Genomic DNA, 16,385 nt, shown 5'->3' with positions numbered 1-16,385 from the left:
ACCCCTCACAGGAAATGACAATGAGCAATCTGATCGAACTGAAAGTACCCGATATCGGGGACGTGAAAGACGTCGATGTGATCGAGGTCTTTGTGAAAGCTGGCGATGTGATCAAGAAAGATGATTCGCTGATCACCCTGGAAACCGACAAGGCCAGCATGGAAGTACCGGCCGAAGCCGGCGGCGTGGTCAAGGAAGTGCGTATCAAGGTGGGCGACAAGGTCTCGGAAGGCAGCCTGATCGTGCTGATCGAAGCCGCTGGCGCCGCTGCTACCGCGCCCGTTGCCGCAGCACCGGTCGCCGCGCCAGCACCTGCCCCAGCTCCGGCCGCTGCGCCTGTCGCAGCCGCCAGCAGCACGGTGGAAGTCAAGGTGCCGGATATCGGCGACGCGAAGAACGTCGATGTGATCGAGGTCTTCGTCAAGGTCGGCGATACGGTGAAGAAAGATGATTCGCTGATTACCCTGGAAACCGACAAAGCCAGCATGGAAGTGCCCTCGCCCACCGCCGGCGTGGTGCAGAGCCTGGCCATCAAGGTCGGCGACAAGGCATCGGAAGGCACGCTGATCCTGACCCTGGCCGCAGCGGGCACTGCCCCGGTGGCCAGCCCCGCAGCAGCACCGGCACCAGCCGCTGCCGCGCCAGCCCCTACACCAGCCGCTGCCCCGGTGGCCGCTGCGGCAGCCGTTGCCGCCCCGGTCGCGGCCGCCAAGGTCGATGAGGCCAGCTTCAAGGCCGCCCATGCCAGCCCCTCGGTGCGCAAGTTCGCCCGTGAACTCGGTGTGGACCTCGGCAAGGTCAAGGGCTCCGGACCCAAGGGCCGTATCGTCGCCAGCGATGTGCAGGCCTTCGTGAAGAGCGTGATGAGTGGCGCCGTGGCCGCCGGCCCTGCACCGGTCAATGGTTCGGGCGTGGGCCTGGACCTCCTGCCCTGGCCCAAGGTCGACTTTGCCAAGTACGGCCCGGTTGAGAACAAGCCGCTCAGCCGTATCAAGAAGATTTCGGGTGCCAATCTGGCCCGCAACTGGGTGATGATTCCGCACGTCACCCAGTTCGACGAAGCCGATATCACCGAGATGGAAGCCTTCCGCAAGGAAATGGGTGAGGAGCTGAAGAAGCAGAACCTCAAGATCACCCCCTTGGCCTTTCTGATCAAGGCCGTGGTGGCCGCGCTGAAGAAATTCCCCGAGTTCAACAGCTCGCTCGATGGCGACAATCTGGTGCTCAAGCAGTACTTCCATATCGGCTTTGCCGCCGATACGCCGAATGGCCTGGTGGTGCCGGTGATTCGCGATGCCGACAAGAAGTCGCTGCTGGAACTGGCCGCCGAATCGGGCGCGCTGGCCGCCAAGGCACGTGACGGCAAGCTGTTGCCAGCCGAAATGCAGGGCGGCTGCTTCTCAATCTCCTCGCTCGGTGGCGTCGGCGGTACGGCCTTCACACCGATTGTGAATGCGCCCGAAGTGGCGATTCTTGGGGTGTCCAAGTCCAGCATCAAGCCGGTCTGGAATGGCAGCGAATTCGCGCCGCGCCTGATCCTGCCGCTGTCGCTCAGCTATGACCACCGCGTGATCGACGGCGCCTCGGCGGCTCGCTTCACCACCTATCTCGCACAAGTGCTCGGCGATATCCGCCGGCTGATGCTGTAAGGGGCCGCCATGAGCACAATCGAACTCAAGGTGCCCGATATCGGCGACGCCAAGCAGGTGGACGTGATCGAGATCTTCGTGAAGGTCGGCGACACCGTTGCCAAAGAAGATTCGCTGATCACGCTGGAAACCGATAAGGCCAGCATGGAAGTGCCGGCCAGTAGCGCCGGCCAGATCAAGGAAATACGCGTCAAGGTGGGCGACAAGGTCTCGGAAGGCGATGTGATTGCCGTGGTGGAAGCCAGCGCTGCGGCCGCTGCGCCCTCGCCTGCCCCAGCCGCTGCAGCCCCGGCCGCCGCGGCACCCGCGCCGGCCCCGCAAGCGGCCAGTTTCGGCGGTGGCCATGATGGCGAATACGACGTACTGGTGCTGGGCGCCGGCCCTGGCGGTTACTCGGCCGCCTTCCGCGCCGCCGACCTCGGCCAGAAGGTGGTCTTGATCGAACGCTATGCGACGCTGGGCGGTGTGTGCCTGAATGTCGGCTGCATCCCATCCAAGGCCCTGCTGCACAATGCCGCGGTCATCGACGAGGTCAAGCACCTGGCTGCGAACGGCATCAAGTACTCGGAGCCCGAGATCGATATCGACGCACTGCGCGGCTACAAGGACAAGGTGATCGGCAAGCTGACCGGTGGCCTCTCGGGCATGGCCAAGGCGCGCAAGGTCGATATCGTGCGCGGTGTGGGCCGTTTCATCGACCCTTACCATGTCGAAGTCGAGCTGACCACGGGTGCCGAGGGCCAGACCAAGACCGGCGAGAAGAAGACACTGAAGTTCAAGCACGCCATCATCGCCGCCGGTTCACGCGTGATGAAGCTACCTTTCATCCCGGAAGACCCGCGCATCGTCGACAGCACCGGCGCGCTGCAACTGAAGGCCGTGCCGAAGAAGATGCTGGTCATCGGCGGCGGCATCATCGGCCTGGAAATGGGTACCGTGTACTCCACGCTGGGCGCTCGCCTCGATGTGGTCGAGATGATGGATGGCCTGATGCAAGGCGCCGACCGTGATCTGGTCAAGGTGTGGCAGAAGATGAATGCGCACCGCTTTGACAACATCATGCTCAAGACCAAGACCGTGGCGGTCGAGGCCAAGGCCGATGGCATCTATGTGAGCTTCGAAGGCGAAGCGGCTCCCAAGGAGCCGCAGCGTTACGACCTGGTGCTGGTGGCCGCCGGCCGCGCGCCGAATGGCAAGCTGATCGGGGCCGAGAATGCTGGCGTGGCGGTGACCGAGCGTGGCTTCATCGAAGTCGACAAGCAGCAGCGCACCAATGTGCCGCACATCTTTGCGATTGGCGACATCGTCGGTCAGCCTATGCTGGCCCACAAGGCGGTGCATGAAGGTCATGTGGCGGCCGAGAATGCCTCCGGTCACAAGGCCTACTTCGATGCGCGCGTCATTCCGGGCGTGGCCTATACCGACCCGGAAGTGGCCTGGGTCGGCATGACCGAGGACGAGGCCAAGAAGCAGGGCCTGAAGATCGAAAAGGGGGTCTTCCCCTGGGCCGCGTCTGGCCGCGCGATTGCCAATGGCCGCGACGAGGGCTTCACCAAGCTGATCTTCGACGCGGAAACCCATCGCATCATTGGCGGCGCCATCGTCGGCACCCATGCTGGCGATATGTTGGGCGAGATTTGCCTGGCCATCGAAATGGGCGCCGACGCCGTGGATATCGGCAAGACCATCCATGCCCACCCGACCCTAGGTGAAAGCATCGGCATGGCAGCGGAAATCGCCCACGGCAGCTGTACCGACGTACCACCGCAGCGTAAGAAGTAAGCGCTGCGGTGCCACTGGCCCCATTCCGGCACCTGCTGCGGGGATGGGGCTAGCGGCCAGCGCTACCGGGCTGAGGTGCGTCTGAGCCGCCAGCCTTCAGGCAAGCGTCAGCCACCTTCACCAGCACGCCCACAGTTGCTCTGCCATGCTTTTTGGTATCGCCCGAATCAGCCCCCGGCCAGGTCCGGGCAAGGGCTTCAGCAAGGCCTGTGTCGAAAGGTACTGATATGCAGATGCTTGTCCCGCTTGCCCTGTTCGTACTGTTCAGCACACCGCTGCTCGCACAATCCCCCCGCTTGAAGCAACACAGCGCCCAGCAGACGCTGGAGAAAGCCCTGGCCGCCCATGGCGGTGCAGCGCGGATCGCCGCCGCCAGCGGACTCAGCTACCAGCTTGAGGGCGGCTTCTATGCCCCCTTGCAGGCACCCGGCTATCACGGACCTTTCGAGCCGCTACCGCTCTCCGCCCGCTATGTATTCGACTGGGCCGGCCAGCGTAGCGCCATCGACAGCAAGCTGGTCTTCCCCGGCGGATTCACCCTGCATTCGCGCGAGCTGGCCGGTCCTGAATCGGTGCGCATCGATCACGCCGGCCACGCGTTCAGCCGCAATACGCCGCTCAGCCTGGCCGCCAATGCCTTTCGCTATCATCCCCTGCCCCTACTGCGCCAGCTGCAGCACCCCGATGCCGAGCTCAGCGATGGTGGCGAGGACGAGTTCTTCGGCAGCAAGGTGCGTCGGCTGACCGCGCGCTGGCCGCGTCTGGCGACGGGCTTGGAAGTATTGGTGGATGCCGATACCGGCCTGATCGCCGGCTACCGCCAGCCTCGCAGCTACCCCTTGCAGCCCAAGGGGGTGAACACGGTGCGCTTTCTCGACTACCACGAGCTGGCTGGCCTGCGCCTGCCAGCCAAGGTCAGCGGTGAAACCCTGAGTGAGCCACGCCTGGGCTTCGAGCTGGCGCTGAGTGAGCAAACCTTAGGTCCAGCACCGGCCGATGCCTTCGTCGTGCCTGCTGACTATATCGAGGTGCCCGCCGAGTCAGCGCTCGGCCCCTATGTGCGCGAGCTGGCGCCCGATGTGCACTTGGTCGAGCGCCTGGGCGGCCAGGACTATGCGGCCCTAGTGCTGGTATTCGATGATGCGGTGACCGTGGTCGAAGCACCGCTCAATGAGCAGGCCGGCCAGCAGCTGCTGGCGGCAGTCGAGCAGATTGCGCCGGGCAAGCCGATCAAGACACTGGTACTCAGCCATCATCATGACGACCATCTAGGTGGGATGGTTGCCGTGATCGATCGCGGTGCCCGCGTGCTGGCGCCGGCCGGGGCGGAAGCCACGCTCAGGGCCATCTATGCAGCCAAGCACCCGGGCCAGGCGCTGGCCTTTACCGGCATAGCGGCTGGGCAGAAGATGCTGCTGGCCGACGCCCACCACCAGGTCGAGCTGTACAACCTCAGCGACAACCCGCATGCCGAACAGATTCTCGCCCTGTACATCCCCAGCGAGAAGCTGCTGTTCCAGGCCGATTTGTTCACCAACCATGCCCAGCAAGCGGCCAATGCACCCGCCAACGAGGGTGGGATTGCCTTGGTGCGCTGGCTCAAGGCCCAGGGCATTCAGCCCGAGCGCATTGCCGGCGTGCATGGCACGGTCGCCTCGCGGGCCGATATCAATCGCATGCTTAGCAAGGCCAAGTCCGATTTGAGACTGTAGGACAAGCCTATCTGAGCACCTCGTCCCTGCATTACCAAACCGCGCACCCTATCAGAGCCTTTACAGGGTGATCGTTCGCCCGAATCGGTCATTTTTTGCTATCTTGCGGAGGTAAATTAGTAATTCATAATTCATGACCAGACCCGCTCAAGCGGGCACGTTCAGATCCCTGTCGGAGTGACAACATGTTCCAAAACCTCAAGATTTCAGCACGGCTGACCGTGCTGTCGTTGATCCTGCTCGGCCTCGTCATCGTGGTCGTCATCCTGGGCCGCACTGCCAGCGGCACCGCCACCAGTCGTCTATCCGAGGCCTATCATCTACGTGCCGTACCCATGGTGGCACTGGCGCGTGGGCAAGACAGCCTGCACCGCGCGCGCATGCAGATCGTGCTGGCCCTTGAGGCCTATAACCGTCGCAATGGCGAGGAAAATATCACCGTCATGCGCAAGATCGAAGCCGAGGCGCTCAAGCAGCTTGAGGAGGGCTTCAAGCCGCTGCAGGACAGTGCCTCGCAGCAGCTGATCACCGACTTCCGCAGCGCCTGGAAGGGCTATATCGCGCAGCGCGACCGCGTGCTGCAGCTGTATGCAGAGGGCGACCGCAATACCGCCATCAGCGCCTTCCGCTCCGACCTCGCCCCGGCCTTCGACAAGGCGGCCGACGGCATCTCCGCCCTGCTCAAGCTGCAGGCCGAAACCACCAGCAGCGAATACCAGCGCGCCAGCAGCCTGGTCGGCAAGCTATCCGGCGCCAGCCTGGCGGTAGCCGGCCTGGGTCTGCTGCTGGCTGGCGGCCTGTCCTTCTGGATCATCCGCTCGATCAGTGTGCCGCTGCGCCAGTCGGTCAGCCTGGCCGAGAAGATTGCCGCCGGCGACCTGACCACCGCGATACGTGTGCAGGGGCGCGATGAAACCAGCCAGTTACTGGCCGCCTTGGCCAAGATGCAGCAACAGCTGCGCGAGATGATAGGCGGCATCGGTGAGTCGAGCGTCAACCTGAGCCAGGCCGCCCACCATATCCATGCCGCCTATAGCGGCATACGCGCAGGTTCGGCGCAGCAGAGCGATGCCTCGAGCTCGATCGCCGCAGCGGTGGAGGAAATGACGGTCGGCTTCGACCACCTGGCCAGCCGCGCTGGCAATGCGCGCCAGCAGGCAGAAACAGCGCACCAGCTCAGCCAGCAAGGTGCGGCGCAGGCCGTGGATGCCAGTGGCGAAGTTGAGCGCATCGCCGCTTCGGTCAATGAGTCGGCCCAGAATATGGTGCGCCTGGAAGAGCATTCGGTACGCATCTCGAGCATCGCCTCCACCATCAAGGAGATTGCCGACCAGACCAATCTGCTCGCCCTGAATGCCGCCATCGAGGCCGCACGTGCCGGCGAGCAGGGGCGCGGCTTCGCCGTGGTGGCTGATGAGGTACGCAAACTGGCTGAAAAGACTGGCGCCGCCACCAGCGACATCATGCAGGCGCTGGCCCTGATCAAGAGCGAAACCGCCGAGGTGATCGGTGCCATGCGTGGCAGCGCCGGACAGATCGATAACGGCGTGCAGATCATCCGCGCCCTGGTGCCGGCGCTGGGCGAGCTGACCCGTGGTGCCGACTACTCGCGCGCCGAACTGATCGAGTTGGACAGCATCTACCGTGAGCAGGCCAGCGCCAGCCAGAGCATTGCCCAGCATGTGGAGGCGATTGCGCGTATGACCGAACAGACCAATGAATCGATCGCGCAGAGCGCCGATACGGTGGAGCAGCTGGAGAGCATGGCCGAGCAGTTGCGCGGCTCAGTGGCGCGCTTTCATATTTAAGTACCTAGTATATTGTCTAGTGCTAACATTTCCAGGCAACCCAGCTTGGAGATCAAGCCGGTGCAAACCGGCTTTTTTCATGCCCGCAATGACCTATTGTTGTAACTGTAGTGCCGCTCCTACACGGCGAAGCCATAGACCAGAGAAGGACACATCGCATGCAGTCATTACGCACCAAACTGATCGTCACCATGGCCCTCGCATTGGCGATCGTCGCCATCCTGCTCACAGCGGCTTCCTATCAGCGCATGCGCGGCGAGCTGATGGATGCACTGGAATCGCAGTCGGCCGAAGCGGCGGAAGCCAGCGCGAAGTCGGCCGATGACTGGCTGGCCAGCAAGGCACAGATCGTGACGGCGCTGGCCCCCTACAGCCAGCAAGCTGAGCTACTGCCCTTCCTGCAACTGAGCGAGAAGGCCGGTGGTTTCGACACCACCTATATCGCCTTCAGCGACAAGCGCATCGAGTTCTCCAAGCCGCAGAACCTGCCCGAGGGGTATGACCCGACCGGCCGCCCTTGGTACAAGCAGGCAGCCGAAGCGGGCAAGACCATCATCACCGAGCCCTATCTGGATGCTGCCACCAAGAAGCTGGTGATCTCGATGGCCTCCCCGGTAGGCAGTGGTGCGGCCACCACCGCGGTCGCCGCCGGTGATGTGTTCATGGATGGGCTGGTCGCTGGCGTGCTGGGCGTCAAGCTCGCCCATCAGGGTTATGCCTTTGCCGCCGATGCGAACGGCCAGGTGCTGATCCACACCGACGAGGCGCGCCGCATGAAGCCGGCCACCGAACTGGCTCCCGGTCTCGACGCCGCCAAGCTGAAGGCGCTGGCCAGCGCCAATCATATGGAAGAGCTGGAAATCGCTGGCGAGGCCAAGTTCATCCAGGTGCGCACCATTCCCAGCACCGGCTGGTATCTGGCCGTGGTGATCGACAAATCGGATGCCTTGGCCCCGCTGAACAAGCTGCTCGGCTTCTCCATCGTCATGCTGATCGTGCTGCTGGTGGTGATCATCCCGGTGCTGGCCGCCCTGCTCGGCAAGCTCTTGGCGGGCCTAGTGCGGGTGAAGGAGGCGATGCGCACCATCGCCTCGGGTGGCGGCGACCTAACCCGGCGCATCCCGGTCAGCGGCAATGACGAGATCGCGCAGACCGCACAGGCTTTCAATCAGTTTCAGGAACAGCTGCGCCAGATGTTTGCCGAACTGCAGCAGGAAGCCGGCCGCCTGACCGATGGGGTGAACGCCATCGCCGCGCTGACCCGGCGCATGGCAGGTGATTCGCGCCAGCTGGCCGACCACGGCGCCGCCAATGCCGCCACCATCGAAGAGCTAACCGTCAGCATCTCGCATATCGCCGAATACGCGAGCGACGCCAACCAGATGATGGATGGCACCGGCAAGCTGTCCAGCGAAGGCGCCAAGCGCATCGAGCAGGTATCGACCGAGATCGACAACTCGGCCGGTGCGGTGCGTGAGCTGTCCTCGCTGTTCGGCGAAGTGGGCCGGCGGGCTGACGATATCGGCGGCATCGTGCAGGTGATCAAGGAAATCGCCGACCAGACCAATCTGCTCGCCCTGAATGCCGCCATCGAGGCGGCACGGGCCGGCGAGCAGGGGCGCGGCTTTGCCGTGGTAGCCGACGAGGTGCGCAAGCTGGCCGAGCGCACCGGCAAGGCCACGCTGGAAATTTCCGAGATGATCGGTGCGATGCGCGAAGCCACCCAGGGCGCCAGCGGCAATATGCAGCGCACGCTCGACTCGGTGGAGGCAGGTGCCGGACTGACCCGCGAAACTGCGCAGAATATCGCCGCGATTCAGCAGCGCATGACCGAGGTGGTGGCGAATATGCGTGAGATCGCCCATTCGACCAGCGAGCAGCGCCAGGCCGCCACGCTGATGGCACAGAATGCCGAGCGGGTGACCAGCCAGATCCAGCAGAGCGACGATGCGCTGCAGGCCATGACCGGCACGTTGAGCGAACTCGATCAGCTTGCCAGCGGCATCCGCGCCAGCTTCGGCAAGTTCAAGTTGTAAATCGCCCTCGCCACCGAATGAAAAAGGCCGCGGGAACGCGGCCTTTTTCATGTTGGCTTGCGAGCCTAAATCAGCCAGCGCGCACGATCTTCATGGTGTTGGTGCTGCCCATCTGACCCACCGTATCGCCGACCGTCACCACCAAGAGGTCGCCCGGCTGCACAAGACCCTGGTCGAGCAGCTTGCGCTGGGCGGCATCCAGCAGCGACTTCTGGTCGCAATCGTGCGCCAGCGTCATCGGGTGCACATCGCGGAACAGGCTCAGGCGCCGGTAGGTGGACAGCTCGGGCGTCATCGCATAGATGGGCACGCCGCAGTTGACGCGGCTGGTCCACAGCGCGGTAGCGCCGGTCTGGGTCAGGGCAATAATGGCCTTCACCTTCAGATGGGTGGCGGTGAACAGCGCAGCCATGGCAATCGACTGATCGACGCGGGTGAATTCGCGGCTGAGGAAGTCGCGGTCGAGCTGGTAGTCGGACGACTTCTCGGCCTCGATACACACGCGTGCCATCGCCTCCACCGTCTCGATCGGGTACTTGCCGGCCGCGGTCTCGGCCGACAGCATGACCGCATCGGTGCCATCCAGCACCGCATTAGCCACATCGCTGACCTCGGCACGGGTCGGCACCGGGCTGGTGATCATCGATTCCATCATCTGGGTGGCGGTGATGGTCAGCTTGTTCTTGTCGCGCGCCATGCGGATCATGCGCTTTTGCAGTGCTGGCACCGCGGCATCGCCCACTTCCACCGCTAGGTCGCCGCGCGCCACCATGATCACATCCGAGGCTTCCACCAGCTCTTCCAGATTGGCTATCGCTTCGGTGCGCTCGATCTTGGCCACCACCTGCGCCTTGCTGCCGGCGGCCAGGATCAGCGTCTTGGCCATATACATATCGGCACTGCTCTTCGGGAAGGACACCGCCACGTAGTCGGCCTCCAGCTTGGCCGCCACCTTGATGTCTTCCATATCCTTGGCGGTCAGCGCCGGCGCCGACAGGCCACCGCCCTGGCGGTTGATGCCCTTGTTATTGCTGAGTACGCCGCCCACGCGCACGCGGGTCAGGATGGCGCTGCCCTGCACGCTCTGCACATCGAGCACGATGCGGCCATCGTCGAGCAGCAGCACGCTGCCTGGGCTCACATCGCGTGGCAGCTCCTTGTAGTCAAGGCCTACCCGCTCGTCATTACCCAGCTCGCACTCGGCATCCAGCGTGAAGGCCTGGCCCGGCTCCAGGGTGATCTTGTTCTTCTCGAAGCGGCCGACACGGATCTTCGGCCCCTGCAGGTCAACCATGATGGCGACCGACACACCCAGTCGCTCGGCCGCATCGCGCACCATCTGCGCCCGCCCGATATGGTCTTCCGCCTTGCCATGCGAGAAGTTGAGGCGGACTACATTCACGCCAGCCGCCAAGAGGCGGGTCAGGACATCCGGATCATTGGTGGAAGGCCCGAGGGTGGCGACAATCTTTGTGCTGCGCTGCATGGGATTCGGTGCTCCTGGCTTGGGTGTGGTGGCTTGCGCGGCCGATTCGGTAAACCGGCGCCCAGCAAGCTAGACCGGGTGGTCTTGGTTCTTATGTAGTAATTCTACAAGCCTACGCGCCTGTAATCCGCTAGCTTTTGACTACACAGAAGACAATTTAGTGCATTTGCTCACCAAAACCCGCCCAAGTCGGACGCTGGCGGCGGGCAAATCGCACCGCCGGCCGCCTATCTGCTTAGCGCTTGCCCGCCAGCAAGCGCTGGTAAACGAGGTCGAGCAGGGTTTCGCGCCTATCGCCCGACGCTTCCCAGAACATCGCCCCACCCAGGCCCTTGGCCTCCAGCAGGTCGAGCTTGTGGCGCAGCGACTCCGGGTCCTCATAGCTGACGAACTCGCCGGTCTTGGCGTTGTATAGCCAGGGCACCTTGGCGGTGTCGTTCCAGAAGCGCTGGAAGCCGCCCTTATTCACATACTTCTTTTCGATCTCGCTGTAGTCGAGCGTGCCATCTTCCCAGCTGCCACGCCCACGCCCCTGGCAAGCCTGGTATTGACCCTGACCCTCGGCCGCGCACTGCTTCCACACATAGCCATAGAAAGGCAGGCCCAGCACGATCTTCTCGGCCGGCACGCCGGCCTGGATGAACAGCTCGACCGCATCGCTGACATTGGCGGTGAGCGGCACGCCCGAGCCATCGTAGGCCGGATCACGCTTGAGCGGCGCGAGATGGCCGGAGAAGCTGTTCCATAAGCCATTGAAGTCGTAGCTCATGATATTCATCCAGTCGAGGTAGCGAATCGCCTCGGCCATCTCGGTATGCTTCAGCCATTTTTCGCCCGCACCAGTCGCGGTGGTCAGCAGGAAATGCCGACCAGCCTGCTTGCCAGCCACATCGAGCTGCTCGCGCAGCGACTTCAGCAATAACGTGTAATTGCGCTTGTCCTCGGGCCGCTCGATATTGCCGGCATTGCCGCCCTCGACCGGGTATTCCCAGTCGATGTCCACGCCATCGAAGCCGTGCTCGAGCATGAATGCCACCGCGCTGGCCGAGAAGCGCGCACGCGACTCCGGCGTCAGCGCCGCATCGGAAAAATGCTTGGACCAGGTCCAGCCGCCAATGGAAATCAGCGTCTGTAACTTCGGGTTGGCCTGCTTCATCGCGCGCAAACGCTGGAAGTTGTTCTTGCCGGTGCTGTCTATGCCCGGGTCGCCCACTACCACCTTGCCGTCCACGATATTGGCGAAGGCGAAATTGATATGGGTGACTTTGTGGGCGCTTAGATCATTGGGCAGGTAGTTACGCGCATAGCCGCCCCAGGAGATCACATAGGCGACGATTTTCTTGTCGGCTGCGGGCGCGACGGGCGGTGCATCGGCAGCCTGCAGCGGGCCGAACAGCGCCAGGCCCAGCGCGAGCAGGCAGGGAAGGATGGCTTTCATGTGGTCTCCTGATTATGGCGAGGGACAGGGGAAAACCCTGACCATCCTCAGCATAAGCCGCGCAGGATCAATACCGCAATAAGACCACTTTACTTAGCTACGCTACCCAGCCCTAGTCGGCCGCCCGTGCCTGGCGCGCTTGCTTGGCGGCCTGACGACGCTCGGCGAAAAAGGTGCGCAGTTGCTGGCTGGCCTCTTCGGCCAGCACGCCGCCGACGATCTCGGTGTGGTGATTGAGCTGGGGGATGGCGAACAGATCGAGCACACTGCCGGCTGCGCCGGTCTTTGGGTCGCGCGCGGCGAACACCACCTTGGCCAGCCGCGCATGCAGGATGGCGCCCGCGCACATCGCGCACGGCTCCAGCGTCACATACAGCTCGCAACCGGGCAGGCGGTAATTGGCCAGTGCACTGGCGGCGGCGCGCAAGGCACGCATCTCGGCATGGGCAGACGGGTCGTGCAGGGCGATTGGCGCATTGCTGCCAGTAGCGATCACCCTGCCCTCATGCACCAGCACCGCCCCGACCGGCACCTCGCCGGCCGCGCGGGCAAGCTCGGCCTCGGCAAGGGCAAGGCGCATGAAATCGGTAGCGTCGGGCATGATCGGGAGCATTTCGGCAGGATAAGGGCCGCCACGCTAGCGCATCCGGCCCGCGCTGCCAATCAGCGGGTGGCCAGCGCCTTCTCGAAGGCGGTCGACTGGATCAGATTACGCGCCTCGGGCTCAGACTTGGCTAGGCCATTTTCGCGCATGAAACGCAGCACGGCGCGTACATGGTATTCGAGCCCACCGAGCTGACCATGGCGCTTGGCCGCCTCGGCATTGCTGGGGAACTTGATGCTATTGAACATATCCATGGCAGCCGCATCGCCATCGGCCAGCAGGCCGACATGGATTTTCGGGTCGAGCACCGCGCGATAATCGGCCCATTTGAAATTGCCGGCGCGTACCCAGTTCACCGCCTTCAACCAGCCGCGGTAAAAACGCAACCACTGCTCATCCGGAATACTGGCCAGCGCCGACTTGCTGGCGGCAAAACCCATGGTCACCACGCCCGGATAGGTCGCGCTATCGGCCAGCAGTGTGTAGTCGCGCCGCGCCATATTTGCCTGCGGGTCGGGCAGCACGGCCACTGCCGGCTGGCCCTTGCGCAGACCGGCCAGGCGTGCGGCCGGGCTGCTTTCCTGCAGCTTGAAGTCGGCCAGCTGCAAGCCCTTGGCATTCAGGTAGCGCGCAAGCAGGAACAGGCTGCCCACCTCCTCCGCCCCCACGCCGATGGCCTGGCCCTTATAAGACTGGATATCGGCGCCGCGCGCCAGAATCTTCACGCTGCCATTCGAGGTATGGGTTTCCGCCGTCAGCTTGATGGCCGCACCGGCCATGGCCCAGCCGACGAAGTTGCCGGTCAGATCACCCGCCAGGTCCAGATCGCCTTCCACCAGCGCCTTCGACAAGCTGGCGCTGTCTGCATAGGGCGTCAGCGCCACCTCCACGCCGAGCTCCTTCCAGAAACCCTGCGCCTGCGCCACATTGAGCGGGCTGAAGCCGATATCGGGCAGATAGCCAACCCGGATCGGCTTGGCCTCGACGGCGGCGGCGGCCAATACGGCCACGATGATCAAGAGCTTACGCACAGCACAACACCACTGCATTGCTACTCCCTTCGCGATTGACCGTCAGTCGGCCGCTCGTCTGGCGGCCTGGAAAAAGCGGGAAACGGTAGGCGGAGACTACCCGCGCCATGGCGGGCGGCCAATATGACAATGCGCTGGATGTTGCAGGCAAGCCACGTTAAGGGCTTTAACGTGGCGCTGGCGACTCAATCGGCGCCGAAACCCAGCATCTCGCGCGCGTGCTGGCGCGTGGTCTCGGTGATGTCGACGCCACCCAGCATGCGGGCGATCTCCTCGATGCGCCCGGCCCGGTCCAGCAACTGAATCTGGCTGCTGACCGCCTGCTTGCTGCTGGTCTTGGCCACCTGCAGCTGGTGGTCGCCACTGGCCGCCACCTGGGGCAGATGGGTGATGCACAGCACCTGATGACGCTGGCCGAGGCGTTTGAGCAGCTTGCCGACGATCTCGGCCACCCGTCCGCCTATGCCGACGTCCACCTCGTCGAAGATCAGCGTCGGCACCTCCGCCACCTGGCTGGTCACCACCTGCAGCGCCAGGCTGATGCGCGACAGCTCGCCACCCGACGCCACCTTGGCGAGCGGGCGGGCCGGCGCATTCGCATGCGGCGCCACCAGAAATTCGACCTGCTCGAGGCCAAAAGCGGCCGGTGCCGGGCTAGCCTGCAGGCTGATCTCGAAGCGGCTGCCAGCCATGGCCATCTGCTGCATCTCGCTGCTGACCGCCTTGCCGAGTTTGTCCGCCGCGCTGCGGCGCGCCTTGCTCAACGGTGCCGCAAGCTTACGGTAGGCGGCCTCGCCTTGGGCCACCGCCGCCTCGAGGTTTTCCAGGCCGGCATCGCCACCAAGCTCCTCCAGGCGTAGGCGCCAGGCGCTCAGGCGTTCGGCCAATTGCTCGGCATCCACGCGGTATTTGCGCGCCAGTCGGTAGATATCATCCATGCGCCGCTCGACCTCGCCTAAGCGCTCCGGATCGAGTTCCACCCGGCCCGCATAATGACGCAGCGCATGCACGGCCTCGGACAGATTGGCATCCGCCGTGGCGAGCAGCTCCACGGTTTCATTCAGAGCCGGGTCAAGGCGAGCCAGGTCAATCAGACGACCGTGCACAGCCGCCAGCAGCGACTGGGCATTCTGTTCGCCCTCGGCCAGCGCTTCGAGCGCCGTCTGGCCGCCCTCGATCAGGCTGGCCGCGTGGCTGAGCCGGCCATGCTCCTGCTGCAGCTCGGCCCATTCGCCCGGCTGGATATTCAGGGTGGCCAGCTCATCGATCTGCCACTGCAGGCGTTCGCGCTCGGCGGCGAACTCGCCCGCATGGCGGCTGGCCTGGGCCAGCTTTTCCTCGGCCTGCTTCCAGTGCTGAAAGGCCACCCGCAACGCACGCGCCTGTTCAGTCTGGCCGGCAAAGGCATCGAGCAGATTGCGCTGCGCTTCGTGACGCAGCAGCGATTGATGCGCATGCTGGCCGTGGATATCGACCAGGAATTCGCCCAACTCACGCAGCTGGGCCAGGGTGGCCGGCGTGCCATTCACAAAGGCACGCGAGCGGCCGCTGGCGTCGATGCTGCGGCGCAGCAGCAGCACATCGTCCTCGCCCACCAGATCGTAGTCATGCAGCAGGCGCGCCAGCTCGCTGCGCCCGGCAATCGCAAACTCCGCGGCCAGATCGGCCTTCTCCGCGCCCTGGCGCACCACGCCGGCATCGGCGCGCTCGCCTAGCAGCAGGGACAGCGCATCGATAAGGATGGATTTGCCGGCCCCGGTCTCGCCGGTCAGCACGCTGAAGCCGTGCTCAAACGTCAGTTCCAGTTCATCGACAATCACGAAGTCGCGCAGGCGCAGGGTCAGCAGCATGGGAGTCATCCAGAAACACCGCTGCCCGCGGACGCAGGCAGCACAGAAACCATCAGAACAGTCTTTCGCCCCAGTGCAGCTTGTGGCGCAGCATGTCGTAGTAGTTGTAACCAAGCGGATGCAGGATGCGCAGCGAATTGCGGTAGCGCTTGATACTGACGCGATCCATCTCCTGCAGGTCGAAATGCGAATGGCCGTCGAAGTGCACCTTGGCATCCACACCGCGGGTGAGCATGAATTCCACCGTGGCCGCATCGTTGACCGCAATCGGCCGCGCGGTCATGGTCTGCGGGCAGATCGGCACCAGGGCGATGGCCGGCACGGTCGGGTGCAGAATCGGTCCGCCCGAGGCCAGCGCATAGGCGGTCGAGCCGGTCGGCGTGCTGACGATCAGGCCATCCGAGCGCTGGCTGTACACGAACTGGTCGTCAATGAAGATCTCGAACTCGATCATCGAACCGAGCGCACCGCGGCTGAACACCACATCGTTGACCGCCAGCGCGGCATGGATCTCACGTTCGCCGCGTATCACCTTGGCCGACAGCAGCATGCGCTCCTCGGGCACGAAGTCGCCGTCCAGGATGCGCGGGATGATGGCCTCGATATCGTCCACGCCGATATCGGTCATGAAACCGAGCCGCCCCTGGTTGATGCCGACCAGCGGGATGCGGTAAGGCGCCACCAGGCGGGCAATCGACAGCATGGTGCCATCGCCGCCCAGCACGATGACGAGGTCGGCCACCTTGCCGATTTGGTCGGGCGGCACGATCAGCGTATCGGGAATCGGGTGCTCGGCGGCGGTATCGGCATCCAGCACGATGGAGCTGCACTCGTACTGGCGCAAAAGCGCGGCCAGGCGGCGCAGCGGGGCGCCGATATTGGGGCTGTTGCGCCGGGCAACCAGCGCAATTTTCTTGAACAGCATGCTCATGGCCGCGATTTAACCACAGCCCCGCGCCGGGCGGTTAGCCCGCTCGCAGCCAAGCCGC

At 63.9% G+C, this 16,385-nt stretch carries 11 protein-coding genes; 5 read left to right on the top strand and 6 right to left on the bottom strand.

Annotation, left to right across the window (positions count from 1 at the left end; translation table 11 throughout):
• Positions 1-20: 20 nt before the first annotated feature.
• The 5 genes from aceF to BT173_RS13370 all read left to right on the top strand — a co-directional run bounded on the left by aceF (position 21) and on the right by BT173_RS13370 (position 8,987).
• Complete coding sequence (gene aceF / locus BT173_RS13390; RefSeq protein WP_072429167.1) at positions 21-1,649, top strand: dihydrolipoyllysine-residue acetyltransferase; 1,629 nt, start codon at positions 21-23, stop codon at positions 1,647-1,649.
• 9 nt (positions 1,650-1,658) lie between these two features.
• On the top strand, positions 1,659-3,431 hold the full coding sequence (gene lpdA, locus BT173_RS13385; RefSeq protein ID WP_072429166.1) for a dihydrolipoyl dehydrogenase: 1,773 nt from the start codon (positions 1,659-1,661) through the stop codon (positions 3,429-3,431).
• A gap of 227 nt (positions 3,432-3,658) precedes the next feature.
• On the top strand, positions 3,659-5,143 hold the full coding sequence (locus tag BT173_RS13380; protein WP_072429165.1) for an MBL fold metallo-hydrolase: 1,485 nt from the start codon (positions 3,659-3,661) through the stop codon (positions 5,141-5,143).
• A gap of 185 nt (positions 5,144-5,328) precedes the next feature.
• Complete coding sequence (locus tag BT173_RS13375) at positions 5,329-6,951, top strand: methyl-accepting chemotaxis protein (protein WP_072429164.1); 1,623 nt, start codon at positions 5,329-5,331, stop codon at positions 6,949-6,951.
• A 158-nt stretch (positions 6,952-7,109) separates the two neighbouring features.
• Positions 7,110-8,987 carry a methyl-accepting chemotaxis protein gene (locus tag BT173_RS13370; RefSeq protein ID WP_072429163.1) on the top strand — a complete coding sequence of 626 codons (1,878 nt, stop codon included), beginning with the start codon at positions 7,110-7,112 and terminating at the stop codon, positions 8,985-8,987.
• A 70-nt stretch (positions 8,988-9,057) separates the two neighbouring features.
• Here the strand turns inward: BT173_RS13370 and pyk are convergent, their stop codons facing one another.
• The 6 genes from pyk to BT173_RS13340 form a co-directional block, all read right to left on the bottom strand.
• A complete protein-coding gene (gene pyk, locus BT173_RS13365) occupies positions 9,058-10,473 on the bottom strand; it encodes a pyruvate kinase (RefSeq protein WP_072429162.1) in 1,416 nt (471 codons plus the stop codon).
• Between the two features lie 235 nt (positions 10,474-10,708).
• Positions 10,709-11,911: a glycoside hydrolase family 18 protein gene (locus BT173_RS13360; protein ID WP_072429161.1), complete on the bottom strand. Its 1,203-nt coding sequence runs from the start codon at positions 11,909-11,911 to the stop codon at positions 10,709-10,711.
• A gap of 112 nt (positions 11,912-12,023) precedes the next feature.
• Positions 12,024-12,512, bottom strand: coding sequence for a tRNA adenosine(34) deaminase TadA (tadA, locus tag BT173_RS13355; protein WP_245794179.1), 489 nt, complete (start codon positions 12,510-12,512; stop codon positions 12,024-12,026).
• Between the two features lie 62 nt (positions 12,513-12,574).
• Entirely contained in the window at positions 12,575-13,546 is a 972-nt protein-coding gene (locus BT173_RS13350; protein ID WP_072429159.1) for an ABC transporter substrate-binding protein, read from the bottom strand.
• A 185-nt stretch (positions 13,547-13,731) separates the two neighbouring features.
• The gene (gene recN / locus BT173_RS13345; RefSeq protein ID WP_072429158.1) at positions 13,732-15,396 is read right to left on the bottom strand and encodes a DNA repair protein RecN; all 1,665 of its coding nucleotides are present in this window, start codon (positions 15,394-15,396) and stop codon (positions 13,732-13,734) included.
• Positions 15,397-15,448: 52 nt separating this feature from the next.
• Positions 15,449-16,327 (bottom strand): NAD kinase, encoded by an 879-nt coding sequence (locus BT173_RS13340; protein WP_072429157.1) that lies wholly within the window; start codon positions 16,325-16,327, stop codon positions 15,449-15,451.
• Positions 16,328-16,385: the final 58 nt, after the last annotated feature.

Origin of the sequence: Chitinimonas taiwanensis DSM 18899 (assembly GCF_900119825.1) — a bacterium.
Classification (GTDB): Bacteria; Pseudomonadota; Gammaproteobacteria; order Burkholderiales; family Chitinimonadaceae; genus Chitinimonas; species Chitinimonas taiwanensis.
The sequence above is the reverse complement of the archived record's forward strand: the minus strand, read 5'-3'. Positions and strand labels throughout refer to the sequence as shown.

Excerpts from the sequence above, each read along its gene's own strand:
- aceF (WP_072429167.1), top strand. The coding sequence starts at position 21 with ATGAGCAATCTGATCGAACTGAAAGTACCCGATATCGGGGACGTGAAA.
- lpdA (WP_072429166.1), top strand. The coding sequence starts at position 1,659 with ATGAGCACAATCGAACTCAAGGTGCCCGATATCGGCGACGCCAAGCAG.
- BT173_RS13380 (WP_072429165.1), top strand. The coding sequence starts at position 3,659 with ATGCAGATGCTTGTCCCGCTTGCCCTGTTCGTACTGTTCAGCACACCG.
- BT173_RS13375 (WP_072429164.1), top strand. The coding sequence starts at position 5,329 with ATGTTCCAAAACCTCAAGATTTCAGCACGGCTGACCGTGCTGTCGTTG.
- BT173_RS13370 (WP_072429163.1), top strand. The coding sequence starts at position 7,110 with ATGCAGTCATTACGCACCAAACTGATCGTCACCATGGCCCTCGCATTG.
- pyk (WP_072429162.1), bottom strand. The coding sequence starts at position 10,473 with ATGCAGCGCAGCACAAAGATTGTCGCCACCCTCGGGCCTTCCACCAAT.
- BT173_RS13360 (WP_072429161.1), bottom strand. The coding sequence starts at position 11,911 with ATGAAAGCCATCCTTCCCTGCCTGCTCGCGCTGGGCCTGGCGCTGTTC.
- tadA (WP_245794179.1), bottom strand. The coding sequence starts at position 12,512 with ATGCCCGACGCTACCGATTTCATGCGCCTTGCCCTTGCCGAGGCCGAG.
- recN (WP_072429158.1), bottom strand. The coding sequence starts at position 15,396 with ATGCTGCTGACCCTGCGCCTGCGCGACTTCGTGATTGTCGATGAACTG.
- BT173_RS13340 (WP_072429157.1), bottom strand. The coding sequence starts at position 16,327 with ATGAGCATGCTGTTCAAGAAAATTGCGCTGGTTGCCCGGCGCAACAGC.